Source organism: Mesorhizobium sp. M6A.T.Cr.TU.016.01.1.1, from assembly GCF_003952585.1.
Taxonomy (GTDB): domain Bacteria; phylum Pseudomonadota; class Alphaproteobacteria; order Rhizobiales; family Rhizobiaceae; genus Mesorhizobium; species Mesorhizobium mediterraneum.
Genome location: NZ_CP034452.1, coordinates 3451671 through 3478303, shown reverse-complemented (window position 1 = coordinate 3478303; position 26633 = coordinate 3451671). Strand labels below are relative to the sequence as shown.

At 59.3% G+C, this 26633-nt stretch carries 17 protein-coding genes and 6 pseudogenes; 14 read left to right on the top strand and 9 right to left on the bottom strand.

Features of this window, described 5'->3' with window-relative positions; translation table 11 throughout:
• Nucleotides 1-494: 494 nt before the first annotated feature.
• The 7 genes and pseudogenes from EJ075_RS16735 to EJ075_RS16705 all read left to right on the top strand — a co-directional run bounded on the left by EJ075_RS16735 (nt 495) and on the right by EJ075_RS16705 (nt 12042).
• Entirely contained in the window at nt 495-953 is a 459-nt protein-coding gene (locus EJ075_RS16735; protein ID WP_224570033.1) for a response regulator transcription factor, read from the top strand.
• Between the two features lie 1084 nt (nt 954-2037).
• Nucleotides 2038-2983, top strand: a protein-coding gene (locus EJ075_RS16730) for an IS630 family transposase (protein ID WP_126104195.1) whose coding sequence is annotated in 2 segments (ribosomal slippage) — nt 2038-2376 and nt 2378-2983 — 945 coding nt in all. Because the reading frame shifts where the segments join, the coding sequence is not laid out codon by codon here.
• 654 nt (nt 2984-3637) lie between these two features.
• The gene (locus EJ075_RS16725; protein ID WP_126105034.1) at nt 3638-4297 is read left to right on the top strand and encodes a response regulator transcription factor; all 660 of its coding nucleotides are present in this window, start codon (nt 3638-3640) and stop codon (nt 4295-4297) included.
• The gene (locus EJ075_RS16720; RefSeq protein WP_126105033.1) at nt 4294-5622 is read left to right on the top strand and encodes a HAMP domain-containing sensor histidine kinase; all 1329 of its coding nucleotides are present in this window, start codon (nt 4294-4296) and stop codon (nt 5620-5622) included. The genes EJ075_RS16725 and EJ075_RS16720 overlap by 4 nt, the downstream gene beginning before the upstream one ends.
• A 1949-nt stretch (nt 5623-7571) precedes the next feature.
• Nucleotides 7572-8876 (top strand): annotated as a pseudogene (locus EJ075_RS16715) (pitrilysin family protein); the annotation flags it as partial.
• Nucleotides 8877-8885: 9 nt separating this feature from the next.
• A complete protein-coding gene (locus tag EJ075_RS16710; protein WP_245458204.1) occupies nt 8886-10151 on the top strand; it encodes a pitrilysin family protein in 1266 nt (421 codons plus the stop codon).
• A 415-nt stretch (nt 10152-10566) separates the two neighbouring features.
• Nucleotides 10567-12042: an NAD-dependent succinate-semialdehyde dehydrogenase gene (locus EJ075_RS16705; RefSeq protein WP_095486045.1), complete on the top strand. Its 1476-nt coding sequence runs from the start codon at nt 10567-10569 to the stop codon at nt 12040-12042.
• Nucleotides 12043-12816: 774 nt separating this feature from the next.
• Here EJ075_RS16705 and EJ075_RS16700 read toward each other — a convergent pair.
• A complete protein-coding gene (locus EJ075_RS16700; protein ID WP_245329899.1) occupies nt 12817-13332 on the bottom strand; it encodes a DUF2285 domain-containing protein in 516 nt (171 codons plus the stop codon).
• A 938-nt stretch (nt 13333-14270) separates the two neighbouring features.
• Between EJ075_RS16700 and EJ075_RS16695 the strand changes: the two are divergent.
• Nucleotides 14271-14584 (top strand): annotated as a pseudogene (locus EJ075_RS16695) (IS256 family transposase); the annotation flags it as partial.
• On the opposite strand, the gene EJ075_RS33160 reads toward EJ075_RS16695, so the two are convergent.
• Nucleotides 14553-14693: a hypothetical protein gene (locus EJ075_RS33160; RefSeq protein ID WP_164546995.1), complete on the bottom strand. Its 141-nt coding sequence runs from the start codon at nt 14691-14693 to the stop codon at nt 14553-14555. The pseudogene EJ075_RS16695 and the gene EJ075_RS33160 overlap by 32 nt on opposite strands.
• Before the next feature lie 180 nt (nt 14694-14873).
• On the opposite strand from EJ075_RS33160, the gene EJ075_RS16690 reads away from it, so the two are divergent.
• Both EJ075_RS16690 and EJ075_RS34025 read left to right on the top strand, forming a co-directional pair.
• The gene (locus EJ075_RS16690) at nt 14874-15167 is read left to right on the top strand and encodes a hypothetical protein (protein WP_126105032.1); all 294 of its coding nucleotides are present in this window, start codon (nt 14874-14876) and stop codon (nt 15165-15167) included.
• Between the two features lie 296 nt (nt 15168-15463).
• Nucleotides 15464-15592 (top strand): hypothetical protein, encoded by a 129-nt coding sequence (locus EJ075_RS34025; RefSeq protein ID WP_135907184.1) that lies wholly within the window; start codon nt 15464-15466, stop codon nt 15590-15592.
• Here the strand turns inward: EJ075_RS34025 and EJ075_RS16685 are convergent.
• The 3 genes and pseudogenes from EJ075_RS16685 to EJ075_RS33705 form a co-directional block, all read right to left on the bottom strand.
• The gene (locus tag EJ075_RS16685; protein WP_126105031.1) at nt 15558-16187 is read right to left on the bottom strand and encodes a hypothetical protein; all 630 of its coding nucleotides are present in this window, start codon (nt 16185-16187) and stop codon (nt 15558-15560) included. The genes EJ075_RS34025 and EJ075_RS16685 overlap by 35 nt on opposite strands.
• A 192-nt stretch (nt 16188-16379) precedes the next feature.
• Nucleotides 16380-16693 (bottom strand): annotated as a pseudogene (locus EJ075_RS16680) (ATP-binding protein); the annotation flags it as partial.
• A gap of 10 nt (nt 16694-16703) precedes the next feature.
• Nucleotides 16704-17237 (bottom strand): annotated as a pseudogene (locus EJ075_RS33705) (IS21 family transposase); the annotation flags it as partial.
• A 572-nt stretch (nt 17238-17809) separates the two neighbouring features.
• Between EJ075_RS33705 and EJ075_RS16670 the strand changes: the two are divergent.
• On the top strand, nt 17810-18082 hold the full coding sequence (locus EJ075_RS16670) for a hypothetical protein (RefSeq protein WP_126105030.1): 273 nt from the start codon (nt 17810-17812) through the stop codon (nt 18080-18082).
• A gap of 582 nt (nt 18083-18664) precedes the next feature.
• On the opposite strand, the gene EJ075_RS16665 is transcribed toward EJ075_RS16670, so the two are convergent.
• Together EJ075_RS16665 and EJ075_RS16660 are read right to left on the bottom strand one after the other, a co-directional pair.
• Complete coding sequence (locus tag EJ075_RS16665; RefSeq protein WP_095486040.1) at nt 18665-19981, bottom strand: HipA domain-containing protein; 1317 nt, start codon at nt 19979-19981, stop codon at nt 18665-18667.
• Complete coding sequence (locus EJ075_RS16660; RefSeq protein WP_063169282.1) at nt 19971-20309, bottom strand: helix-turn-helix transcriptional regulator; 339 nt, start codon at nt 20307-20309, stop codon at nt 19971-19973. Before EJ075_RS16660 ends, EJ075_RS16665 begins: the two co-directional genes overlap by 11 nt.
• 612 nt (nt 20310-20921) lie before the next feature.
• Between EJ075_RS16660 and EJ075_RS16650 the strand changes: the two are divergent.
• Nucleotides 20922-21491: pseudogene (locus EJ075_RS16650) on the top strand (aldehyde dehydrogenase family protein); the annotation flags it as partial.
• Between the two features lie 448 nt (nt 21492-21939).
• Here the strand turns inward: EJ075_RS16650 and EJ075_RS16645 are convergent.
• Nucleotides 21940-22371, bottom strand: coding sequence for a hypothetical protein (locus EJ075_RS16645; protein WP_206437493.1), 432 nt, complete (start codon nt 22369-22371; stop codon nt 21940-21942).
• 337 nt (nt 22372-22708) lie between these two features.
• A pseudogene (locus EJ075_RS16640) lies at nt 22709-24629 on the bottom strand (potassium transporter Kup).
• Nucleotides 24630-25604: 975 nt separating this feature from the next.
• On the opposite strand from EJ075_RS16640, the gene EJ075_RS16635 reads away from it, so the two are divergent.
• Both EJ075_RS16635 and EJ075_RS16630 read left to right on the top strand, forming a co-directional pair.
• On the top strand, nt 25605-25883 hold the full coding sequence (locus tag EJ075_RS16635; protein WP_063169289.1) for an AlpA family phage regulatory protein: 279 nt from the start codon (nt 25605-25607) through the stop codon (nt 25881-25883).
• Nucleotides 25880-26512, top strand: coding sequence for a hypothetical protein (locus tag EJ075_RS16630; RefSeq protein ID WP_063169290.1), 633 nt, complete (start codon nt 25880-25882; stop codon nt 26510-26512). The genes EJ075_RS16635 and EJ075_RS16630 overlap by 4 nt, the downstream gene beginning before the upstream one ends.
• Nucleotides 26513-26633: the final 121 nt, after the last annotated feature.

Below are 26633 nucleotides of genomic sequence, written 5' to 3'. Positions count from 1 at the left end.
AGACTCAGCGACGTTGGATATCCGATCAGTACGCCGCGGCTCCGCCGGTGACGATCACCCCGGGTGTCAAGGCCAGGGCGTAAACCTGCCATAATCTGTGGTGGTGCGCCCGCGACCAATCCGTTCGACAAAGCTCGGCGCATGGTCGAGCCAATCATATTCTTCCATGTGGCTGTTGCCTGAAAAACCGAAGACGCCGTTCGCTGGTCCAGCTGTTCCAGACCTCGGCCTGCGTCGGTCGTTAGAACCGGCGCGCCTGTTTCCCAAATCAATTTGCTGATGCAGCCGCCGGGGGTCACATTGAGCAAAAGTGCCGAGGTCAGGACGGGTTTCATAGGGGCTCTTCGTTTGGCTTTGTTAACGACCCCTTTCTTGCAAGTTGTAGCTGACAGCAGCCTGAAAGCTCCCCAAATAATTCGCTGCCGCCGGTTCAGCCTATTGTCAGCTTCGACCAATAAGATGGGAGCCTTGCCCTCATACCGGAGCTCGGCAGCATGATGCGAATACTGCTCACTGAAGACGATAAGGACCTTGGAAGTGCTATGCACGATCATTTGGTGGCTGGTGGCCACGCGGTCGACTGGGCCAAGAACCTGTCCGAAGCGCGCGATTATGCAGCTGTGGTCGGCTACGACCTTATTTTGCTCGACGTTCACCTGCCGGACGGCAATGGGATCGACTATCTGCGGGAGCTGATCAAGGAACTTGAATCGGCACCGGTCATCATTCTGACAGCCTGCGATCGGATTTCGCATCGCATCGAGGGCTTCAACGCTGGAGCCGACGACTATTTGGTCAAGCCGTTCGATCTGGGGGAACTCTCAGCGCGTATCCATGCAGTGGCACGTCGCCATGGGCATTTTCCGGAGCCGCAATTTTCGGTTGGGACGCTTTCCATACAGGCAGCCGAGCGACGCCTCTTCCGCGACGGGCAGGAGGTCTACCTGACTTGACGCGGATGGGCGGTGCTCGACTACCGTCTGCCCCAGCCCTGCACGGTCGTTTCAAAAGGGAAGATCGTGGACGCGCTTTTCGGCAGACGGCGCTGATTCATACTCTAAAAGAAAATTCGGCTTCCAGTTGCCTTGGCCATGACCGATGTTTGGAGTGCCGGGGCAGATTCGCACCCGGGACGGGCGCGTGCTTTTGTCTTGGTCCAAACATCGCTAACATGGTTATCCAGCGGATCGGTGGCAGTCTAGAGCTTGCATGGATTGACATTTGATCGCGGCATCGCTCGCTCTCATGGTGACCGTCTCCTTGCCCTGCAAGATCCGCACTCATTTACAGATCACATCGCCTCCCGAACCCAGGCCCTGGCCCTGGCCCTGGCTGGAAACCCTTAACGCCGGCCCGCTCAGACACCTACGCCACGCTCCACGCTGGAACGATGGTGTATTGACCACGGGTGGCGCCGGTGGCATACGCGACGATAAACCCGCCAGGCGTTAGGCATAAGCGCCGAGGAACCCCGTGGACTACCGCCGCGTGCAGCTTGCCTGCGGCAATCTCGTGCTTTGCGAGGCCGATAACTGGTACGTCCCATCGAGCCTCACACCTCAGATGAACCGGCTGCTCGGCTGGCACGCTTACCGCCCTCGTAGACAAGCTCGTTGCTATGAGCCATGTGTAACCGATGCCACCAAGAAACACTACGCTCTTGTCGGGCGCCGAATAGATCGTACGATCCGCCCCTAAAGCGACGGTCGACAATGAGGAATGATAGTGTGCAGCGATTCACTCGGAAGTCCTTAGTTTTGCCGCAACGGCGAGCAGCTGCGAGGAGAAAGTTCTTGCCGGCTGCCATCGTCGGCAACAGCGCATGACGATCGGCGATGGGGGTATTCTGCATGGGTCTACTCCGTAAGTGCCAAAAGACGCGAATTAGGCGCGTGATCAGCAGGCAAGCTCTATCGACGCACCCAACGGATTGGAGCCGAGATCGACGGGCTAGAGCGGTTCGCGTTTTCTCTGAATCGGGATTCCCAAGAATGAGCAAATCAGATTCGATGTCCTGACCGTTGGAGGTCGGGACTGATGACGAAGCCTTATTCGATGGATCTGCGGGAGCGGGCGCTTGCCCGCCTTGAAGAGGGTGAGACGAGCCGCGAGGTGGCTGCGGCGCTGAAGGTGGCAGTGTCGAGCGTGATCAAGTGGGCAGCGCGCAAGCGTCGGTTGGGCAGTGCGGCACCTGGCAAGATGGGCGGTCACCGGCCCTATCTGATCGATGGGGAGTATCGTGCTTTTGTCCTGAGCGAGGTCGAGCGAGATGCCAACATGACGCTTCATCAATTGACGGCGGCACTGGCTGAACGTGGCCTCACCATTCACCCTGCGAGCGTCGGGCGCTTCCTGCATCGCGAGGGCAAGAGCTTTAAAAAAAACCGTTCTGCCGGCCGAACAGCTCAAGCCAAAGCTGATGCGCCGTCGTGCGCAATGGATGCGCTACCAGATCCGCATTGACCCTACGCGCCTAGTCTTCCTGGATGAAACATGGGTCAAGACCAACATGGCGCCATTGCGTGGCTGGGGTGTGCGCGGCAAGCGACTGATGGCCCACGCGCCGTATGGTCATTGGAAGACGATGACCTTCATCGCTGCGCTCCGACATGATCGGGTAGAGGCGCCTTGGGTCATTGACGGCCCCATCAATGCGCAGGTCTTTCGCGTCTATGTCGAGACCGAACTCATCAAAACACTGAAGCCGGGTGACATCGTCATTCTCGACAATCTTGGTTCTCACAAGGGTCAAGCCGTCCGCGACATCGTCAGGACCGCTGGCGCAAGGCTCTTCTTCCTGCCGCCCTACAGTCCAGACCTCAACCCGATAGAGAAACTGTTCGCCAAGCTCAAACACTGCATGCGACGGGCCGCCAAACGAAGCGTCGAGGCCGTGCACGACGCCATCGCCCAAACCCTCGACGAGGTCAGCCCAAACGAATGCAACAACTACATCGAAAGCGCAGGCTATAAGTCAACCTAAATGCGAAATGCTCTAATAAGGCCTTCTTGGTCCTCGGCAGAGAACACGGCCGGGACAGGGGATCACAAACACTTGACCGTTCCAGACCCTGGCAGTGGCGCATCGATTGACCGTTGGCTCTGTTCGTGGGCACCGAAAATAGGGCCTTCTTGGTCCTCGGCTGAGAATATGGCCCGGACGGGGGATAACGAACACTTGACCGTTCCAGACTCTGGCAGTGGCGCATCGATTGACCGTCGACTCTGTTCGCGAGCGCCGAAAATACGGACGACCCCTATGGTCAAAGTGCACTTCTGACCTGCTAGGCACTGTTCGATAACTGGAGGCACCCGCTACGGTGCCCTCGTATTTAAGACACCTGTCAGTTTCAAGCCTGGACATTGACGCGTGGCGCGGCTGCCATTCGTTGACCGCCACGTCGAATTGCCCGCCAACCAGTGTACAGCCGCCGGTGGTCACATTGAGCAAAAGTGCTGAGATCAGGAGGGGTTTCATAAGGCCTCTTCGTTTGGCTTTGTTAACGACCCCTTTCTTGCAATTGTAGCTGACAGCAGCCTGAAAGCCGCCAGATATTCGCTGGCGCCGGTTCAGCCTACTGTCAGCTTCGATCAATAAGGCAGGAGCCTTGCCCTCATACCGGAGCTCGGCAGCCTGATGCGAATACTGCTCATTGAAGACGACGACGACCTTAGAAGTGCTGTGCGCGATCATTTGGTGGCTGGTGGCCACGCGGTCGACTGGGCCAAGAACCTGTCCGGAGCGCGCGCTCATGCAGCTGTGGCCGGCTACGACCTTATTTTGCTCGACGTTCACCTGCCGGACGGCAATGGCATCGACTATCTGCGGGAGCTGATCAAGGGGCTTGATACAACGCCGGTCATCATTCTGACAGCCCGCGATCGGATTTCGCATCGCATCGAGGGGCTCAACGCTGGCGCCGACGACTATTTGGTCAAGCCGTTCGATCTGGGGGAACTCTCGGCACGCATCCGTGCAGTGGCACGTCGCCAAGGGCATTTTCCGGAGCCGCAATTTTCGGTTGGGACGCTTTCCATACAGGCAGCCGAGCGACGCCTCTTCCGCGACGGGCAGGAGGTCTCCCTGTCTGGACGCGAATGGGCGGTGCTCGACTGCCTTCTACGCCAGCCCGGTTCGGTCGTTTCAAAGGGGAAGATCGAGCACGCGCTTTATTCATTCAATTCGGAGTTCGAGAGCAACACAGTGGAGGTTTATGTCAGCCGGCTCCGCAAGAAGATCGGCGGGGATAGAATAGCAACCGTGCGTGGCTTCGGATACAGGCTCGTGGTCACATGACGAACTCGAACAGCATGACGAGAAAGCTGATATCGTGGTTAGGCGGGGCAACGCTCCTGGTTTGGATCGCCGCCCCAACCATTGCTGCGTTCATTTTTTGCAATATTGTAAACGAAAGTTCGGATGACTTGCTCCAGGCGAGCGCAAAGTACAGACAACCAGAGCTGATCAAGGTCTTGAATGGAAAACACGTTGATCAATACAATAACCACTTGCCAACTTACGAAAAGTACTTGACCTATCGTGAGCAGGTTATTAATAAGTACGGGGTAGTGCTTATTTCTGAACCGGAAGAGGGTCAGCAGCCCTTCCCTGATGCTCCCCTGAGTAACGGCTTTTGGGGAAACGCTGATTACCGCGTCTACACAGAGCAGATCCAAGACGGCGTGTATCATCAGTTGGCCGAACCGCTTGATGGCCGCCGTACCACAATCGCGAAGGGCGCACTTTTTGTCTTCCTTCCGACACTCGTGCTCCTGCCCTTTAGCTTAGCTGTTTGGTGGATCGTGATCCGGCGCTCGCTGCGGCCAATCGAGGTACTGCGACAGCAGATCGGATCGCGCGACGGCGGCAATCTGTCACCAATGGACTTGAGCGATTTCCCGGCAGAGTTGGCTCCAATCGCGGCATCCGTCAATCGGCTTCTCGATCGTCTGCGGGCGGCTCTCGAGGCCGAACGCGAGTTCGCCGCAAACAGTGCGCATGAACTGCGCACGCCGATCGCAGGTTCAATCGCTCAGATGCAGAGATTAGTGGCCGAGCTCCCCAATGGGTCGGCCAAAATGCGTGCGCGCGGCATCGAGCAAGCGCTGTCGAGCCTTGGCCGCCTTGTCGAAAAAGTGCTTCAGCTCGCTCAAGCTGAATCGGGGGTTGGCATGGCGGATCACGCGATCGATCTTGTCCGATCGGTTCGGCTGGAAATCGACGACCTGAGGAAAAAGCCGCAATATGCCGGACGCCTGCATCTTAACGTCGACGGCTGCCCCACTTTGATGCGCAAAGTGGATGTCGATGCGTTTGGGATCCTCCTTCGTAACCTGATCGAGAATGCGCTGATACATGGACTGGCCACTGTTCCGACAACAGTTTCCGTCCAAACTGATGGAACCATCGCTATTGCAAACGCCGGACCGGTGGTGCCCCTCCCCGACCTCGAAGGGCTTACAAAGCGATTTAGTCGTGGTGCTACTCCTGCTGCGGGCTCAGGCCTTGGTCTACATATCGCTAACATGGTTATCCAGCGGATCGGTGGCAGTCTAGAGCTTGCGTCGCCCGCCCGCGGTCGCAATGATGGTTTCGAGGCGATCATACGAATTCCTCAATGACACCGGTGAATTCGACGACAGTTGGACACAGGGCGGATTGCTGGCAAGGCTGCTGACATGGCGAACTGTACGGCAGTATGTATACGGCGTAGAAATCGTACTTCACACAACGCATTTCGGCCGCGGCAATCAATGCCGCTATCATCGTCTGAGCAGTTCGATCGAAGCGACACGACATGATCGGCAAAATCGAAGGCTCCGCCTCACCGCTCGCTCGATTTCGCCCGGGGAGAAAAAAGGCCATCCGAGAAAGTGCAAGCCGCCGCGCAAAGGCGACGTGTCCAATTGTCTGGGTGCCCCTGTGCGCCGGCCCGATCGGGTTGGCGCAGGTCCAGTAAGGACCCGGACCAACCATTCCATTTAGACGACCGGCAGGTTTTAATCGGCGTCCGGATCGCCGTCCCAAAATGCCCCAAGTATACGGCTAGAAAGGCTGCCAACGATCGAGCTTTGGTCGGAGGCGTGCTTGTCAGCGTCTTGGGTGCTTGACCGGCCTTTGCAATGGCCATCGCCATCGCAAGTATCGTGCGTGGCCAGTGAGACCGCAATTTCATCAGCCTGGAGCCGACCGTATCGGTGCTTTTTCCTGATTTAGGGATTTTCGTTTTCCTCTTGGATCATCACGGGTTTGGAGAGGATCTGGTGTTAAGTGCCATTTCGGAGCGCCGGCGAACCGCCCGAAATTAATGTGGTCGAGTCATGAAGCCTCCCGAATGCGTTAAACGAGACCCTTTATGGCGGCCCTGGCTGACAACAGTCTGAAAGCTGCAAGCGGCATGCGAAAATGGGGCGATCCTGAATGACGACAGATGCTATCAACATGAAAGAGGCTCGCCCTGAAAGCTGAGCACGCTTTATGCTCAGGGTGCTGACAAGGCCAAAGCAGCGTAAGTGCGTAGTGAAATCCAAGGTCCACATGGGTCGTCGCGCGTCCCGTGCGCCTGGGAAGGCGCCGGCCCGGCCAAGCTTTCCCAGATCGTCCGCATGATGCTTCGCTGAGCGTCAATGGACGTTGGCGCGAGACCAAGGCGTCGTGCGTTGCAATCCGGACGGTCCAGGGTATCAGGAGTTTCACGGCCTCGGCCCGCTTGGCTGGCCACAGTTGAAGCTCCAACGTACCGGCTGGCACCGGGAAATTGGGCTCTGCGCTGCCTCAACGCTGGTGGCACGGTCAATGCTGCCTACCGATGGGGCCGCCCATGCCGTGATGCTGTCGGTCGACGTTCGCAAACCAGACCCTCGCGAGACCCAGCGAAGGGGCTCGCCGGTACGACGAGGGACCTTACCTCTTTATGCGCGGCATCATTATCGAGGATGACATGTTGCCTTACACGTCGTCCCTCGCGCTCGGGTCTTTGTGGGGCGGATGAAGTCCTGATCGCGGTGGCACTGCTGCATGTTTGCGTAAGACCCATCCAGTCACGATCGCGCTGTCCTTCGATGTCGCGGTGCTGATAGGCGGGCAGATCGGTGTGCGCGGCGCCCGCCAAAGGATCGTCGTCACGCCGGAGGAGGCGAGCGTCATAGCCGGCGCGCCGGCGAAAGGCGCTTTCTGTCGGATGCCCGACAATGTCGGATATCGCAAGTATCAAGGTTGGATCAAACCTTGCGAATCGGGGCTTTCTTACTTGGCACGGGGCATGCTCAGGTATCCGCAAACACCCAATGGATAACGAGCAGACTTCCCATGGCCTCACCATGCCGAAAGTTTCCCGGACGCATCCAAAGATGAGGCTCGCGTCAGGCCCAGCAACACGCTGACGGCTCATGTGGCTCGGCGTCGCGTGCCGATCCACTTTCTCCCAATAGGCGTTCGGGAGACATAGATCCTTCAAAATGAGGAACAGATCACTTTGCCAGGAACGCAGCCCATAACCCCACTCTCCCTATCAGAACTACCAAGCAAGCCCCGCACTCATGGGCTTCGCAGGACGTCCGTTGCGTCCGAGTTGGTCGGCGCGGGGCCGGCTCCGATCCCCGTCGCATGGGAGGACGGCAAGGCGAGGGATTTCGTGCTCGACAACGGCATGGAGGTGGTCGTCATTCCCAACCACCGGGCGCCGATCGTCACCCACATGGTGTGGTACAAGATCGGCAGCGCCGACGAGCCGCCGGGCAAATCCGGCATCGCCCATTTCTTCGAGCATCTGATGTTCAAGGCGACGACCAACCATGCGGGCGGCGAATTCGACCGCGCAGTGTTCGAGATCGGCGGCTCCAACAACGCCTTCACCTCCTCCGACTACACCGCCTTCTATCAGACAGTGGCGCCGTCGGCGCTCGAGCTGATGATGAGCTTCGAGGCCGACCGAATGCGAAACCTCATCCTGACCGACGATGTCGTCAAGACCGAGCGCGATGTGGTCATCGAGGAGCGCCGCTCAAGCACCGACACCAACCCGCAGGACGTTCTCCATGAGGAGATCGACGCGACGCTGTGGCAGAACCACCCCTATCGCATCCCGATCATCGGCTGGATGTAGGAGATCGAGCAGCTGAACCGCGTCGACGCCACCGTCTTCTATGAAAAGTACTACTGGCCCAACAACTCCGTGCTGATCGTGGCCGGCGATGTCGAACCGGACACGGTGCGGGCGCTGGCCGAAAAGACCTATGGCAAGGTGGCGCGCGGACCTGACCTGCCGCCGCGCATCCGGCCGGTTGAGCCCGAGCAGAACACCAGGCGCACCGTCACGCTCTCAGACGCCCGCGTCAGCGTGCCCAGTTTTTCGACGCAGTGGGTGGTGCCGTCCTACCACACCGCCAAGCCGGGCGAGGCCGAAGCGCTCGACCTGCTGGCCGAAATTCTCGGCGGCGGTAACCGCGGCCGGCTCTACCAGGCGCTCGCTGTCCAGCAAGGTATCGCTTCCAGCGCCCGCGTCTATTTCCAGGGCACTATGCTCGACGACACCAAGTTCGCCATCTATGGCGCACCGCGCGGCGATGCCAAGCTGGCTGATCTCGAAGCGGCGGCCGCTGCCGAAGTCGCCCGCATTGCCGAGGATGGTGTCAGCAACGAGGAACTAGGCAAGGCCAAGGACCACTATTTGCGCAATATGATCTTTGCGGAAGACAACCTGGACTGGCTCGCCAGCATCTACGGCTCGACGCTGGCCACCGGCGGTACCGTGAAGGATGTCGAGGAACGGCCGAATCGCATCCGCAAGGTTACCCCCGAGCAAATCAAAGCAGTTGCCGCCCGCTATCTCGCGTTCGACCGTTCGACCACGGGCTATCTCTTGCCCAAGACGCAGAATCAAGAGATGACGCTCGGCGCTCGGCCCCATGCTGCGATGAACATCCAGGAGGTGAAGTCCGAAAAGGGCATCATCGCCTGGCTGGTGGAGGACCACACAGTGGAAATCGTCAACATCGGCTTTGCCTTCAAGGGCGGCACCAAGCAGGACCCGGTCGGGAAGGAGGGGATGGCCAAACTGATGGCCGGCCTGTTCATCGAAGGCGCTGGCCATTACGACAGCGATGCCTTCCAGGTGAAGCTCGACCATGCCGGCGCCGAAATGAGTTTGGACGCGCAAAGCGACGACATCTACGGATCGGTGTGCATGCTTTCCAAAAAGCAGGACGCGGCGTTCGGCCTGCTTCGGCTCGCGCTGAACGCGCCGCGCTTCGAGCAGGGGCCGATCGATCGCGTCCGCGCCGAGATTGTCTCCCGCATCGTCGGCAGCGAGCGAGACCCTAACGCCATCGCTCAGCGCAAATGGCTGCGCGCGATCTATGGCGCGCATCCTTGTTCAAGGCTGGGAGAAGGCACAAAAGAGAGCCTGCCCGGCATCACGCCGTCCGACCTCCGCGCCTTCCACCAGGCCATTTTCGCTCGCGACGGGCTCCATATTGCCGTGGTGGGTGACATTGACGCGAACACGTTGAGGGAAAGGCTTGACCAGCTGTTTGGTGATTTGCCTGAGCAACAAACCCTCGTCCCCGTCTACGATGTCGCGCCGAAACTCGGTCAACTGGTGGAGGAGAACTACGACCTGCCGCAGACTTCGCTGACGTTGGCCTGGCCTGGCGTGAAGCCTAGCGCGCCGGATTTCTACGCGGCCGTGCTGCTGAACGACATCCTTGGCGGCTCATACTTGACTTCCCGCCTTTACGAGGAGGTACGTCAAAAACGCGGCCTTGCCTATCACGTCAGCTCTGAACTAACCCTTGACTCGCTTCTGGTTACGACAGAGACACGCTCGGACTGCGCTGCCCAAACACTGAGCATCGTGCGAGATGTGGTAAAGCAGATGGCGCAGCAAGGACCGACCGGGGCCGAGCTCAAGGCGGCGAAGAAGCACCTGATCGGCGCCTATGCCATCGACCAACTGGGCTCGACCCGCTCGATTGCAGACCGGCTCCTGGATTTGCAGATTCACAAGGCTGACGTCGACTACAACCAGCGTCGCGCCCGCAGCATCGGTCGGGTGACGCTCAAACAGGTCAAGGCGGCGGCCAAAAAGCTGCTTTCGGCCGAGCCCGCCATTTTGGTGGTCGGCCCGCCGCTGGGCGGCAAGGATGAGTAAAGAAACTCATCTCACCTTCCTTCTTCATCGGGGCTTCTCGTGGGAAGAGCGAATGTGGAGGCCCGTGGGCCAAGCAGATCATGCAGACGCGCGGAGTCGTTTTCGCCGACCTTGGGCGGCATTGGCGGTCCGGCGGCCTCTCGCCGAAATGGCGCTCCTCAGCATGTATGCCGCCTTTTTGCAGAATTCAGTCGCATGCCACCAGCAGGCATGGTGGATGAAGCAAACATCCGACTGCTTAATCCATCAATTGATGAACCGCGGGCACTCAAACTAACGAAACTGCTGTCTTTTCATCGGGCTAGCGTGGTCTACCAGCTGCTTTGCCGAGGCCCTACGACGAACCCACTGGTGCAGAATACACACTGACGGCCTGTCGACCTGGATGTTCGCTGCGTTGAGGAGGAATCCGGTATTGCCCCTGTGCCTGCCGATGATCCGCCGTCTGAAATCCCCGCACCTGTTTGGAGCCATCGACCGCCTGCCGGCACTCGGCAGACCAGTTGGCAATAAGACGTTCGAGGTCGTCAATCCGTCGACCGGCGAAGTTTTGGCAGAGCTTCCCGATATGGGCGTGGAGGAGACACGTGCTGCGGTAGACAAGGCCTATGTTGCGCAGTCGGGATGGGCCGCGTTGACGGCCCGAGAACGTAGCGACGTTCTTTGGCGATGGCATCAGCTGATCATCGACCATGCAGGCGATCTCGCCGCGATTCTGACTGCGGAAATGGGCAAGCCGCTTGCCGAAGCCATTTCAGAGGTATCGCATGCGGCGGCGTATCTGCAATGGTATGCCGAGGAGGCCAATCGCGTCTATGGCGAGACGATCTCGGCACCCTCGACAGACCGCCGAATGCTAGTGATCAAGCAGCCCATCGGCGTTGTTGGCACGATCACGCCATGGAATTTCCCGGCCTCCATGGTGGCGCGCAAAATCTCGCCGGCCTTGGCTGCGGGCTGCACAATCGTGCTCAAGCCCGCTGAACAGACGCCGCTCGTGGCTGGCGCAATGTTCGCCCTCGCCCATCAGGCCGGCTTTCCCGATGGCGTGGTCAACCTGATCTATGCGTCCGAAGGTGATCGCGTGGGCCGTGAACTCTGCACCAATTCCAAGATTCGAAAGATCAGCTTCACCGGTTCGACCGAGGTCGGACGGCTGCTGATGCGTCAGTGCTCTGACCAGATCAAGAAGGTCAGCCTTGAACTCGGCGGCAATGCACCTTTCATCATCTTCGATGATGCCGACATTGACGGTGCTGTTGACGGTGCGGTCCAGGCGAAGTTCCGCAATGCCGGCCAGACCTGCGTTTCCGCGAACCGCATTTACGTCCAATCGAGCGTTCACGATGAGTTCGTCAAGAAATTCGTGGAAAGAATCCGGCACTTGTCGGTTGGCGACGGATTCGATGCCGGAGTGGACATCGGACCGCTCATCGACAAGCATGCTCTGGCCAAGATCGAGTCTCACATCGCAGATGCCATTGCGAAAGGCGGCACAATACGATGCGGCGGCCAGCGTATCGGCAAGAATGGCACGTTTTTCGAACCCACGGTCCTCACCGAGATTTCCAGCGTCATGGCAGTCGCGCAAGAGGAGACATTCGGGCCGCTCGCGCCGATCATTCGCTTCAACGATGCGGATCAGGTCGTGCGCGAGGCCAATGACACGATCTACGGCCTCGCCGCATACTTCTATGCCTCAAACCTGAAGCGGGTCTGGCGTGTGGCAGAGGCTCTGGAATATGGCATGGTTGGCATCAACACGGGACGCATGTCCTCGGAGGCGGCACCGTTTGGCGGGATCAAACAATCCGGCATCGGGCGGGAGGGTTCCCGTCATGGCCTCGAGGACTATCTGGAAATGAAATATCTTTGCATGGGCGGGATTTGAAACCTGCTGCACTGTCTCTCCGCCCCACCGGGGGGCGGCCTGCGGTCAATGCCGCCACCTAATTGGAAGTTCCAAACGCCGTTGACCTGAAACACGGATGCCCGGCAGGAGACTGAGCTCGCTGCCGGGCCGGACATGCCTTGGGAGGGCATAAGTCAGCGCTCCTAGGGCCGATGGGCCACTCAGTTCGTGCGCCTTTTGCCGATTGCGTTGCATGTGCCGTGCCAAGCCAAAAAGCATTGATAAACCGCCGATGGATCAGCTTTTGCCCTGTTGCGCATTCTACATTGTGGGATATGCGACAATGCCCAAGCGGTTGAATCGTCGTGTTGCAGACCCCCAGACGGGTCATGACTGCTATTCTTAGGACAGTGCGCAGCAAGCCGCTACTCGCTGCACTCCAGGCACACCATTTCCATAATCAAGCGGTGGGTGCTATGTCTGACCGAGCTGTCGACCAGGGAACGGTGTGAGGCCTCAAATCCCTCCATATTGTTGCACCCGCCGGTCCAACAGGACTGCAGGTCCGGACTCAAAGGATCTTGGCTGCTATGGCGACATTGCGGTGCACGCCGCTTTCCGACCAATGATGTGCGTCCAGGTCGAGGCCGGCCCTAATGAACCACCCTCGCCCATCTCATTTCGGCATCGACAAGCTAGACCAGAGCGCACTTGCAAGGCGCCATGCAGTCCTGTCGGCGGGCGAACTGTTGGTGACGGGTACAGCTGCGAGCGAACGTTCATCCACCGACGCACAGCGCGGACTGTCGCTTTTCAAATTAGGAAATCTCTGTAGCCACCATTCATGAGCGCGCGGCCACGCGAGACGGCCCGACGGATGCGGTCGCGCAGATGATCGCGAGGATCCGCCCAGTCGGCATGGACGCGCCGTTGACCGATGAGAACTTCGGCGAGCTCGCGATGAGGTGCTCCGGCGAGCGAACCGTCGAGCGCACGAAGAACGAAGGACAAACGGACGCCGCGCTTTTCCGGCGCAAACAAGCGGGGGGGCAACTGTTGCCCTAGACTGAGAGCATTGAGGCACTCCAGTCCCCTCAGTCGATGCTTTAAAAGCACCGCGGGCCAGATGGCTTGCGTATGCAGGCAAACAGGGTGGAGGATATTCGCGCCCGAGACGGCGAGCTGCAGCGCGTGGTCCGCATTGCGAAGAAGAACATGCTGGCTCTTGTCGGGCGCCAGCAGGACGGTTGCACGACAGGGCAATGCCGAGAGTTCGAACGGCGGTGTCGGCGACGAGGCAGGCAACCGTTCCGCAATGACCGGCAGCACATGGACGCACCAGAGCGGACACCAGAATACGACCGAAGCGCGGCCACAAGACTCCGCGAAACAGAACACCCCAGCGTGACAGGTCGCCGGCCGACGCGACCATATCGAGAAAGGATTGGAGAGACCAAGTCTTGCAATGCTGGCGCGCAGCGGTCAGATCGCGCTGGAACGCTGGATTGCGGCGTAAGAACTCCCAAGCCCATTCCCGCAGCGTCAGGCCAGCGGTGTAGTCGTATGATCTTTCATCCCGCCAATCGGCCTGATCCGCGCCAGTCAGGAGATTCATGACTGACATCCCCTGCCCGCGCCTGCGTGCGTCGAAACATTATGCCACTTCGCAAAGCATCGGCGAAGGCAGCAGACGTCGAAGACCCCGTTTCGTTGAAGCGTCAGCCATCGCCACTGTCGGCGACAGAAGATGTGCCCAAATTGCCACCAGACCGTCGAACGGGCACAGCGACGGCCAGCGCGACCTGGAATTGATTCCGTAACGGTCATCGGCTCCTGCGTCGCGATCCAGACGTCCCTTGAAGGCGCAGTAGCGCGGCAGTGGATCGCACGCTGCTTGTCGGCAAGTTGTCGTAGCGGCGGCGCCATAGGCACGGTCATCGGAGGGTCTCCTGCGGCAAGTTTTCGCCATTGGAGGCCAATCTCCCCGCTAGGGCAGCCTGTGCAGTTGCACAGGTGAAGCGGATCAATCAGGGGGAGCCATGGCGGAAACTGGATGATGACGGCTTGAGGAGAGCGGCGTATCGAGGCGGGTGATGAAGCCTGCCAGTACCTCTCAAGGAGAGTGATACGCCATGAACGAGACTATCAACACATTGTTCGCCTTTCGTCAGCCCGACGAAATCGATGATACCCCGACGGATGTACTTCGCAGCGGCGCGCGCAAATTGCTTGCGCATGCGATCGAGATGGAGGCCGAGGCGTATGCCAAGGCGGTCGACTGCCTGACGAAAGATCAGAATGCGTCGCTGGCGCTCTACGATTTCCCCGCCGAACACTGGGATCATCTGCGAACGTCCAATCCCATCGAAAGCGTCTTTGCAACCGTTCGCCATCGCACGGTGCGTAGCAAGGGCTCGCTATCCTGGAAAATCGCCCAGCTGATGGTCTTCAAGCTGGTCATTGCCGCGGCCAGGAGGTGGCACGATTGAAAGGACAAAATCAGTTGCCGAAACTCATCGCAGGTGCCAGGTTCCTGGACGGAATCGAGGTCATCGAAACGAAGCCGCAGAGCGCCGCTTGATCAGCCTCGTCACCCAAATTCCAGCATAGCTCCATCGGAACTGCCAGCCTTCCTTGCCGATCAGGCGCATATCAGCGCTGACGATACCGAGGACGGCGATGGCGGTCACCTCCAGGCCGCCGAGTAACGACCCTCAAAACACCGCACTGGTCGAGGCCAGCCTGAACCGGTATCTTGTGCCTGCCCTCGGGAGTCGCTCTATCCACCATGTGATCGACACCGACATTGCTAACATCACCAAGAAGATCGTCGCCGGGGGTCACCCGCAAGCGGCTAACACGGCCTTCTGGTGTATGCGGGCATTTTTCAACTGGTGTCGCAAACCGCCGCAACGGCTCATCGCGGTTTCCAACGCGAGGGATTGGAAAATCCGGATCCGGCCCCGATCGTCAAGCGCAAGCGAGTGGTGAACGATGCCGAACTGGCGGCTATATGGACGGGCTGTGAGCCCGAACCGGGCGATATCGGCTATTCGTTCGGCTCCATCGTCAAGCTGCTCATTCTGACCGGACAGAGGCGTACGGAAGTTGCCGCGATGCGTTGGTCCTCAACCTTGAAGCCGGAACATGGAACTATCGGGTGACCGCACGAAGAACGAAGAGCCTACGCTTATTCCGCTGTCCACACTGGCGGTGTCGGTCCCCCAGTCGGTACCGAAGACCAATGACACGTTTTTTTCCCTGCGAGGGGCAACGAAAGAAGCCACTTCTCAGGCTACGCGAAGGGCAAGAAGGCTCTAGACGGCAAGGTCAATACTGACGGGGTGGCTTTGGAGAACTGGACCCTTCACGATCTGCGCAGGACGCTCGCGACAAATCTCGGCAGGCGGCAGGTATTGCCACACGTCATCGAGCACATAGTGAACACAAGGCGGCGTCCTTGACAGACATTGGCGAAATCTACAATCTCTATAGCAACGTCAAGGAGAAGCGCGAGGTGTTGCAGATGTGGTCAAATCACATCGAATGGCTGATCAAGCAGGCTGCGGATGACGCTCTGGCGGCGTAGCTGCTGGCATGGGCGGAAGATGCGGCGCAACAATCGTCAGAGCCTCATCGAATTGGAGATCATGCTTGACCAGCAAATGCGCGGCCAATGCTTCGATGGCTGACCAGTGATCGAGTACTAGCCGGGCCGTGCGATCTTCGATCCGCCTCCAACGGGGGCGGCGCGGCATCAAGAACCGCAACTCACCATAGATTCGCTTGGCATCCGCGTAGTCGCTGCTCCCCTCATTCCCATCGGACGCATTCATCGCCATATCGCGCGGGTCCAGATAGCCTTCGAATGCGGATTCTGCAAAAGGACCTGCCAGACACGCAACTATCTCTTGGATCGCTTCATCGCGTTGGAAATGTCGATCCATATCGTTCTCGAAAATCGGCTTTCGCTTCGAGGTGAATCCTTGCGCTGAATAAAAACCCGCGCCTTCGACAACACCACCGCACTCTCCGTCACCGGCGTCGGGGTAAATACTAACACTTGAGAAAGCAGGGAGTTCACGGTCGTCGTCGAACACCTGACGGTGCAAAACGATGGCGGCCACCGCGTGCCCGGCTTCGTGATGCGCCACAAGCGGCAGATATTGGGAGGCTACATTCATGCGGTGCGGCTCTCAGGTCTAGTTTGCTTTTGCGCATAGGACCGCAATTGTCGTGCCAACTGGGAAAATCATTTCGGGCAATGCGATCGCTCCGATAGCGTTGTGTCTCCTGTCTGACATTGTTGGGAAGTCGACACGCGCCCGTCGCAATGCGGTCGACCTTCCGCGCGAGTTGGGTGACCCGTGAAGGCGGCCGACCAGGACGATGTTGCGCTGATCGGCGACGAAGGCGCCGCCGGGCGAGATCGCGCATCAGGGGGTGACCGGCGTGTCGGCGAAGTCGAAGTCGTCGATGTCCTTGGCCAGCGGCAACTTGGCGACAGCGAACTGGTATTTGATGGAGCGGGCCTGCTTCTCCGATATCTCGGCCTGCAAGAGATCACCGACAATCCTGGGCGGCTCGTGCCGTCGCTTGATGGCGACGCGCCCATGATCTCGTCATAGGCTCTGCGCATTCCGTACAGCTTCAGCGCTCCCATCAGTTCCAGTACCTCGGTGCGTTCCATGGCTGTTTGTCCTCCTGAGACTGTCATAGCGGGCGCAGTCGGCGACCGCTCGTGAGCTAGCTCCAGCGCCTGGGGAATGGAAAGGATCGTGCCCGGCGCCGGATCGCGGCTGCGGGCCAGGATGTTGAGGATCACCGGCGCCGACGATGCACCGTGCTCGATGGCTTCCTGACAGGCGGCCTCGACCGCGCTCAATCCGTCGGTCAGCACCCAGGTGAGGATCAACACCATCTGCCGGTCGACGTCATCAACCGCCTTGAGCTGCGCCGCACCTTCTCCATTGCCGACCGCAGGACCCAGCCAAGGAACGGCGCGCGCCGTGTGCCAGGGATCGTAGACGACCTCGTTGCGGCCAAAGGAGCGAACGTGTTCTCCCACGACCACGCCATCCTCTGGCGGATGCGATCCGATCGACATAAGCATGGATCTCGACGGGCCGACCGACGGCACTCGACAGCACCGAGTATTTGTTGTTGTCGAAGCGCACCGTGCAGGTCTTCGACACCGACGGGGGAATGCAATGGAAGCCGTCGAAGCGACCGGCAGCCGCTGCCGCTGCGGCTTGGCCGCATTCGCCGACAGAAGCCGGTCCAGCGTCTCACGCCGAGCTCCCATGCGGGGATAGGGCTGGTGCTTGCGCTCGTAGCGGAACTGCGTCTCCTCAGAACGCAGGACCTTGCGCACCACCTTGCGCGAGATCTTCAGCTCACGGCAGATCGCTTTGATCGACTTCCGCTGGACCAGCGACAGCCGACGTATCTTTGCAATCGTCTCCAAAACCAACATCCAAAACACAAACCGGAGGCATCTTGATGACCCCATCGTTAAGGGGTCCCGTTTGGACGAAAATCACCCTTTAAACAGGGTCCCCATTCCACGAAAAATCAATGCACTACCTTCCAAAGCTGCGAGAGATCGCCACCGACCGCTTTGAAGGGGCTTTCGGCGGTCTCGTCAGCGAGGTTGTGGCATGAAGAAACATCAATCCACAGCATTGGGCCGAAGCATGCCACGGGCTCATGCCGCGGGAGAGCGGGAAGATATTCTTGAAAGAAGCGGTCTCCGACATCAATACCGACAGGATGGGCAGCTTTCTCACATCACTTGAGGTCGAGCGTGGCAGTTGCGACCCGCAATGCAAGGCTGGCGGCGATGCATGCCTTTGCGCGGTTCCTGATTTCGGAGCACCCCGAATATATGGATACGCTGCAACTGGTGGTGACACTTCCCTTCAAGAGGGCGCGTGGGTGGCACCTGTCGAACATCTCGATGAGCCCGGAAATCAAGAGCGTCCTGGCGCGTATCGACCGCCGCACGCCTTCTGGACAGCGGGATTACGCTCTGTTTTCGCTGATGTTCAATACGGATGCACGAGTTCTGGGATCCTGAATCTTCGATTGTGACCTTCGTCTGGTATCGCCCTGTCCCGCCGAGCAAAGCAACGACCGCCCCACACTGCTCACCCGGTTCGGTGTTCGATACTTGCTGCGCACACATGGCTGCGGGCGAAGGAACCACCCTGGCTGAAAAAAGCATCCATCATCGCCCTTTGCGGGACACGACGGCATCCACCTCGTCAAGGCGGGTGTTGACATCGCCACCATCAGTCGATGGCCAGGCCACTCGGGCTGAACTAACGATGCGCTACGCCCAGGCCGGTATCGATATGAAGCGGCAAGCGCTCGAACAAGTCGTCCCCGACGTGATGTCATCGGCAAAAGATCAGACGATCATCGCTTTGATGGCTGGATGTTTGGCTGGCTGCACCGCTTGTAGACGCTCAGTTATGTGGAGTTGTATCGCGGGAAGTCGCGCGTCTTGGGCTTTTGCGGTGTCAGCTCCACATCTCTCCGCAGTGCACGTTGTCACTGTTGAAGAGCCGTTTGTTCAATCTTCGTCCTGGCACGGCAAGGGTTGTCCATATTGTGGGCGTCTTGCGCTTGCCGAGCTTGTCCGAAATCCAGCGCCGGATCAGGCGTGAACACTGTTGCGTAGTTCGTCAGCCAGAGCGCGGAGAACGTCGGCGCTTCCTTCCAGCGCCGTAAAAGCGTAGGGATTGAGGAACTGTCGGCCCCAGAACAGATTGCGATCTATGCCGGATAGCGTAGCTTCCTCGCTGACACGCGGCCAATTCTCCGCAATGCATCGGAGCTGGCCTTCAACAATCGCAAGAGCTTCCGGCGCGCTGAGCAGGAAGTGATGCGCGGCTTCAAGGCAGGACGCTATCCGGCTCATGCGGTTATTGCCGCTGATGAGCATGGCCTGGCTGGCCTCCTGACCACTGCGGGCCTGCGGACAAATATCGTACGCAGGCGTGAGGGTGAGCTTAGCCCCGTCCCAGAATGCCGCATGGTTGCGGGCATGATCGTCGGTGTTGCCGCAAAGTATGTTGAAGACAATGCGGCTGAACAACTCGCGCAGAGTTTCCGACGGCGCGGTGAATCGGTGGCGAATGATCTCCGCCAAATCCTGGTAGCTGGCGTAACGCGCCATCATCTCATCGAGCGCGAGCATCGTCAGCGCTGAGACCATGGATTTGCGTTGCCAGCCGCCCGTGACCTTGATCCGGTCGAATCGCTCGACGAGCAACACGTCGTTGCCTGCGGCGCGAACGAGCGAGACGGATGCCGCTCTGATGCCGCACAAGGCGGCAAGCCGCATGGCTATGAATTCTCCTTTGACGACGCTGTAAAGGTCGGCAGACGAGGAAAATTTCGCGACATGCTTGACGGCGTCATCCTCGATCAGCGCCTTTGGCCTTGCGCCGCCGATCGAGCTGCCGTGATGCAGCGCCTGATCTAATTCGGGGGTGAGCGGAATACCTTTCTCTACCCGCTCCGCCGATTGGACAAGCTCTTCGAGAGTGGCATTGGCCAGTGCGCGCGGCTCGTAATGCATGGGCGAAAACTGAAAATCGAGCGCGCCGATGCGGTCCGAGCCTGATTCCAGCAAGAACGTCAGTTCTGAAATATCGAGCCGCGCGATTTCATCGCCCTTCACACCGAATTTGCGGTTTAGGATAACCCGTCGTCCCCAGGCATCAGGGGCAGCATCGCGGATGCATCCCGGCATGGTTAGGCCAGGAAGCAAAGGCAATTCGCCTGCCTTCAGGGGCAGTTCCGGGAGATAAAGCGGGATCGCGCTTCCCAGTTCACGAAAGCTCCTGCCATAGTTGAAGCTGACGAGTCCGTCATGGGCATATAGCCGCCCGGCGACAACCGGCGCGGTCTCGCCCGGCAGCCAGACCCAGACATAGGCTTCGTCGTACTTGGGGACCTTAGAACTCATCGACGATCTGCTTGCCGGCCTTGTAGACGTGCTTCGGCAGCAGCGCGATGCGATCGTCCATGCGGCCTGTGAGGGCTGTGATGCCATTGCCGTCGGCATCGAACAGCTTCACACCGACAATGGCAGCAGCTTCGAACATCAGTCCGATTTCGACTTTGGGATCGCCCTTCTCGATGCGCTGCAGGGTGCTGCGTGAAACACCGATTCTCTCGGCTAACTCCTGTGCGGTTAACCGGTGCTGCATCCGGCCAAGCCGGATGGTCTTACCGAAAAGGCCAAGCGCTTCCATCGCGTAGCGCGAATAGGTGCGTTTATACGTTGCCTTCATTCGGGTCTCTGTGACCTATGCATGATCCATATCGCCTTCTTTCGAACTTTATATAGGTAATGTCACAGAGCGACTCCCAAAGTCAAGACTCCGTATCGCAAGCGTTACCCATCCGAACGAGGAAGGCGGATATTGCCTACGGCTCCTGCACAACCGGCCAGCTCTGCGCCCCTCGGGCGAGGCGGAGATCTGGCGCTGGATCGCGGACAGCCTTGAGACGCCTCGCATGAGTCATTCATGGGCGGTCCCTGGTGCGAGGCCGCGGCGCTCGACTGCTGGCCGACATTCTCGGTGGCGGGACCCGCAGCCGGCTACACCAGCACTTTTCGACCGCATACGCGCCCAGCTTCTCTCCGAAATCATTGCCAATGAGCGCGAACCTCATGCGATCGCCGAGCTGGCCTGGCGGCGCGGAATCTACGGCACGCATCCGTATTCGAGACCGCCCAAGGGAGCCTGACTAGCGTAACGCCCTCCGATCTAAGCGCCTTCCACAAAGCCGCTTTCGCACGCGACGGGCTGCATGTGGCGGTCGTAGGCGACATAGATGCCAAGCCCTGAGAGTAAGGCTCTACCAGCTGTTCGGCGATTTGCCTCAGAAACTGGCGCTTGCCGGCGCGAACCAGTGGTATCGCGAGGGCGAGCACGCCGAGCGCTTTTCCTCCGCCCTCCACTGACCACAGACCCGCACGCAACGAAGCCGCGCTCGATCTTATCGTGGCGTGGCTAGGTGCAATGTTTGCTCTCGCCCATCAGGCCGGCTTTCCCGATGGCGTGGTCAACCTGATCTATGCGTCCGAAGGTGATCGCGTGGGCCGTGAACTCTGCACCAATTCCAAGATTCAAAAGATCAGCTTTACCGGTTCGAACGAGGTCGGACGGCTGCTGATGCGTCAGTGCTCTGACCAGATCAAGAAGGTCAGCCTTGAACCCGGCGGCAATGCACCTTTCATCATCTTCGATGATGCCGACATTGACGGTGCTGTTGACGGTGCGGTCCAGGCGAAGTTCCGCAATGCCGGCCAGACCTGCGTTTCCGCGAACCGCATTTACGTCCAATCGAGCGTTCACGATGAGTCCGCCGAGAAATTTGTGGAGAAGGTCCGGCACTTATCAGTGGTCCGACGTCTACTCCCGGAGCGAAGCCGTCGCCAACCGAAGATCGAGTCCCAAATCGCAGATGATAATTCGATGCGGGGCCGAACGATAAATATGCATGCTTTGGCCACCCCGAGGCAGGGCTCATTGAGATGATCCGACCGCCTTGGAACAAAGATGGGGTAGAGCAGATGAAGCGTTGGCAGCGTGTCTCCATTCGACGCGAGCGCTGAGGATGGGATCACGATCATTCGCATCACGCGCAGCCGCAAGGGCGACGCCATGGCTACTTTGGAATCGTTGAAGTGGTTTGAGCCGGACAGTCACAAATACACCCGTTACGCCGCGGCTCAGGAAACGTGGCGGCGTCCGGCGGTGGAGGTGCTCGCTGACTTAAAAAGGTGCGGGCAGTCGTTGCGCTTGAGAGCGACGACATTTGGGATCCGGCACGGGGTGACCTGCTGCCAATCGGCAGTTAACAGGGTCCGACAAAAGTGTGCACAACATGCTGCTGAAGTGGCCTCCGGAAGCGCTACCGGAAGTTACGCGTCTTGAACTTGATAGGGTCGATATGGTCATACTGCATCGACGATGTCGCGCCCCTTCGGCATGCCGCGCGGATCGATGCCCGATCCGCCGTGATGAGCCTCGTCCCTCGGCCGTGCGGCAACGGAAACGGCGTCTTGCGGTTTCCCACGCTGGCCATCCCAGCCGACAGATCGGTCAGCTCGTGGGCGACGAGGTGCACCACCTCCTCTTCCCGCCGGACGCGTCCGCGGACGCCGAGCATGGCCGACGCAAGAAGCACGCGCCGGAATTTCTCGAAGATCTTGACCCAGACGACGACGTTTGCCGCACCCCGTCTCATCCTCCAGAGGAACATGAAGCCTTTGGCCGAGCCCGGCCGCTGCCGGACCAGCACCAGGCCGGCGGCCTCGAGCCAGCTTCTGCCTCGCGCCTGCATAGCATCCTGACAAGTCACGGTGCGGCGCCGGTTAGGCGGCACGCCGATTTTGGCAACGCTAGCCTGTGAACTGAAGAATGAAGGTCGGACTTGCGGCACATCGATTACGTTCAAATGATAAGTTGCTGCCCGGCGAGGTCGTTTCAGCGCATCTCGACTGGTGGGTCGGCAAGACAATGCGGAACGGAAATGATCGCAGGCGTAAAGGACGGCTTTCGGGGCCGGAAGCTTCGGACCTGGAACCGGACCCCAGTTTTGCGCAAGCATCGTGGCCTCCGTCCGGTCAGGCATTCACCGGCTCGCGAAATGCCGATTGATTCTGCTTAACCGGGCATACCTAAACGGCCACTTGCGTTCCGATCTCGACCACACGTCCGGTCGGGATCTGGAAATACTCCGTCGCGTCGGCGGCCGTGCGCGCCAGCCCGATGAACAGCTTGTCCTGCCAGACCGGCATGCCGGAATTGGGCGAGGCCTTGAGCGAGCGCCGCGACAGGAAGAAAGAGGTCGTCATGATGTCGAACTTCCAGCCCTGCTTGCGGCAGATCGCCAGCGCGCGCGGGATATTGGGCTGCTCCATATAGCCGAAGGTCAGCGTCACCCGCATGAACAGCTCGTTTACGGTCTCCATCTTGACGCGCTCACTGTCGGGCACCACGGGCTGCTGCGCCGTCACCACAGAGAGGATGACATTCTGTTCGTGCAGCACCTTGTAGTGCTTCAGGCTGTGCATCAACGCGGTCGGCGCGCTGGCGGGATCGCTGGTCAGGAACACGGCCGTACCGGACATCAGCTGCGGTTTCCTCTTCAACAGATTGCCTGCAAGGAAATCCAGCGGGATCTCGTTCCGGCGGGTCTTTTCGAACAAATAGCGGGTGCCGCGGATCCAGGTCCACATGGTCAGCACAATAACCGCGGCAATGGCAAGCGAGGACCAGCCCCCTTCAAACACCTTGACTATGTTGGCTGCAAAGAAGCCGGTATCGACGAAGGCGAACACCGCCATCAGGGCGACCGCGACGCCGAGCGGCCATTTCCAGATGCGCGTCATCACAACAAAAAGCAGTATGTTCGTCACCAGCATGTTGCCGGTCACCGAAATACCGTAGGCCGAGGCCAGGCGGCTGGATTCGCCGAAGCCGACCACCAGCAACATCACCACCAGCGCCAGCATCAGGTTGATGCGCGGCAGATAGATCTGGCCCGACTGTTTTTCCGACGTGTGCTGGATGACGAAACGCGGCAGCATATTGAGCTGCACCGCCTGTCTGGTCAGTGAGAAGGCGCCGGAGATCACCGCCTGGCTGGCGATAACGGTCGCCGCCGTCGCCAGCACGACCATCGGAATAAGCGTCCAGCCCTGGTTCATCTCGAAGAATGGATGACCGACAACGCCGCCATTTGCCAGCACGAAGGCGCCTTGCCCGACATAGTTGAGCAACAGACAAGGAAACACGATGGCCAGCCAGGCAAGCACGATCGGCTTGCGCCCGAAATGGCCGAGGTCGGCATAGAGCGCCTCAGCGCCAGTGACGGCGAGAAAAACCGCACCAACCGTGACGAAGGCGACTTCGGGCGAGTTGATCAGGAATGACACGATGTAATGCGGGCTGATTGCCAGCAGGATTTCCGGGTCGTCCATGATGTGGTTGAGGCCGGAAAGGCCGATGGCCAGGAACCACAGCGCGGTAACGGGCCCGAACACCAATCCTACGCCACCGGTGCCAAACCGCTGTACCGCAAACACGATCGCCAAGATGGCCAGTGTCAGCGGCACCACATAGGGCTGGAATGTCGGCGTGACGACATTCATACCTTCGACCGCCGACAGCACCGAGATCGCCGGCGTAATGACTGCGTCGCCGAAAAAAAGCGCCGCGCCGACAATGCCGATGCCGAGGATCACCGCCGAGCGCGTCGGGAAACTGTTGCGCGCCAGCGCCATCAGCGACAGCACCCCGCCCTCGCCGCGATTGTCCGCACGGAGCACGAACATGATGTATTTGATGGTGACGGTGATCGTCAGCGACCAGATAATCAGCGAGAGTACGCCGAGGATGTCGCCACGGTTGGCGACGTTGCCACCGGCCGATGCGTGCAACGCCTCTCGGAATGCATAAGATCGGGCTGGTGCCGATATCGCCGTAAACCACGCCCAACGCGCCCAGCATCAGCACCTTGGTGCTGTGCTGCTCGACCTCAGAATGGCTCGATTGTTCGACAGGTTCTGCCTCGTTACCAGCATTGGTAAGGGCCATGGACGACACTCCGATAAGCGCGCGGTGCTCTACGCTTGCTGCACTGCAATATCAAGTTCCGTTACGTAATGTCTGCCGTCTCGCCTGTCGTTGCTCGCCTTGGTAGACTCGCCAGCCCGCAGCCCTACCGAGCAGCAATAGCGCCCCGGCAGAACCCTCAATCGCCCAGATCAATGAATGGTTATCGCCCACAGTGCCCCCCCGCGATGCGGCCGATGGCGACCAGGGTGTCGTGGGCGCACAAGGATGGCGCTTTCCTGATGACGCCGTGCTCCAGGTGTGATCGCACCGTTGCTGCGCAAGCCATTTACTTGCTCGTCCCAGCGAGGACCGTGGCCAACTGGAACGCAGGGCCACGCCGCTCACCGGCCGCACTTTGCGGCGCAGATAACGATTCGATCTCCGCGGCGAGATTCTGGTTGAAGAAGCCACCAAGCTTGTCGAAGGACACACGGTCGTAATATCGACATGCCAGTATCCGCAACCCAGAAAAGCTCCTTGGGCTCCGCTGCGCGCGCCACGAACAACCCGATCTTCTCTGCGAAGAGGACGCCGTAATCCTTCAGGTTGAAGCCAAACCGGGGGGCGGCCGTGACGTATGGGCGAAGGGCTAGGAGGCGGGTTCGGTGAGGAACGGCATTGATGTCCACGCCGTCTCCTGGAAAGACAGAGGAATGCGGTGTCACCGACTGGCGCCGGAGGTTGATCCGGTGATTAGGAGGAGCACTCGTTGTCGGATTCTCGACGATGTCGGACATCTGACACAACGCTGCCAGAGCGATCGCATTGTTCCGAAACGATTTTCCCAGTTGGCACGACAATTGCGGTCCTATGCGCAAAAGCACTGCGATGCCGCACCGACTGGAAGAACTCATCAATGATCACGCTTTTCGAACATGTGGGCGCCGCTACCAACACTAAGCGTTCCCGATCAAACGGAAGCCTCTATCCCTTCTTTCTGAAGGCTGTCCGGACATGAACGCATTTGATGTCCGTCCAACGCTGGATGCTCCCGACGACGATCTCTATCTTTGGCTTGAAGATGTGGAAGGCGAGCGGGCACTTGCCTGGGCCGCCGGCCAGTCGGCAAAGACCCTGAAGCACTTCAGTGGAACGCAGTTCGAGCGCGACCGCGCGACTCTGAAGGCAGGCCTGTTCCCTAAGCGGCGTCGCATCTCCCCCGGCCGAGTCGCATGGCTTGAATCCGATATCAGGGCTTGGATGGAAACTAGATCTGAGAGCCGCACCGCATGAATGTAGCCTCCCAATATCTTCTCCCGTCTGTGGCGCATCACGAAGCCGGGCACGCGGTGGCCGCCATCGTTTTGCACCGTCAGATGTTCGACGACGACCGTGAACTCCCTGCTTTCTCAAGTGTTAGTATTTACCCCGACGCCGGTGACGGAGAGTGCGGTGGTTTTGTCGAAGGCACGGTTTTCTATTCAGCGCAAGGATTCACCTCGGAGCTAAAGCCGATTTTCGAGAACGATATGGATCGACATTTCCAACGCGATGAAGCGATCCAAGAGATAGTTGCGTGTCTGGCAGGTCCTTTTGCAGAATCCGCATTCGAAGGCTATCTGGACCCGCGCGATATGGCGATGAATGCGTCCGATGGGAATGAGGGGAGCAGCGACTACGCGGATGCCAAGCGAATCTATGGTGAGTTGCGGTTCCTGATGCCGCGCCGCCCCCGTTGGAGGCGGATCGAAGATCGCACGGCCCGGCTAGTACTCGATCACTGGTCAGCCATCGAAGCATTGGCCGCGCATTTGCTGGTCAAGCATGATCTCCAATTCGATGAGGCTCTGACGATTGTTGCGCCGCATCTTCCGCCCATGCCAGCAGCTACGCCGCCAGAGCGTCATCCGCAGCCTGCTTGATCAGCCATTCGATGTGATTTGACCACATCTGCAACACCTCGCGCTTCTCCTTGACGTTGCTATAGAGATCGTAGATTTCGCCAATGTCTCCGGTGCGGGCTCACAGCCCGTCCATATAGCC

What these genes read in the sequence shown, in the direction of transcription:
- EJ075_RS16725 (WP_126105034.1), top strand. Translation starts at nt 3,638, where the DNA reads ATGCGAATACTGCTCATTGAAGACGACGACGACCTTAGAAGTGCTGTG.
- EJ075_RS16685 (WP_126105031.1), bottom strand. Translation starts at nt 16,187, where the DNA reads ATGAATGTAGCCTCCCAATATCTGCCGCTTGTGGCGCATCACGAAGCC.
- EJ075_RS16735 (WP_224570033.1), top strand. Translation starts at nt 495, where the DNA reads ATGATGCGAATACTGCTCACTGAAGACGATAAGGACCTTGGAAGTGCT.
- EJ075_RS16645 (WP_206437493.1), bottom strand. Translation starts at nt 22,371, where the DNA reads ATGCAGGCGCGAGGCAGAAGCTGGCTCGAGGCCGCCGGCCTGGTGCTG.
- EJ075_RS16710 (WP_245458204.1), top strand. Translation starts at nt 8,886, where the DNA reads ATGACGCTCGGCGCTCGGCCCCATGCTGCGATGAACATCCAGGAGGTG.
- EJ075_RS16665 (WP_095486040.1), bottom strand. Translation starts at nt 19,981, where the DNA reads ATGAGTTCTAAGGTCCCCAAGTACGACGAAGCCTATGTCTGGGTCTGG.
- EJ075_RS16635 (WP_063169289.1), top strand. Translation starts at nt 25,605, where the DNA reads ATGAACGCATTTGATGTCCGTCCAACGCTGGATGCTCCCGACGACGAT.
- EJ075_RS16630 (WP_063169290.1), top strand. Translation starts at nt 25,880, where the DNA reads ATGAATGTAGCCTCCCAATATCTTCTCCCGTCTGTGGCGCATCACGAA.
- EJ075_RS16720 (WP_126105033.1), top strand. Translation starts at nt 4,294, where the DNA reads ATGACGAACTCGAACAGCATGACGAGAAAGCTGATATCGTGGTTAGGC.
- EJ075_RS16660 (WP_063169282.1), bottom strand. Translation starts at nt 20,309, where the DNA reads ATGAAGGCAACGTATAAACGCACCTATTCGCGCTACGCGATGGAAGCG.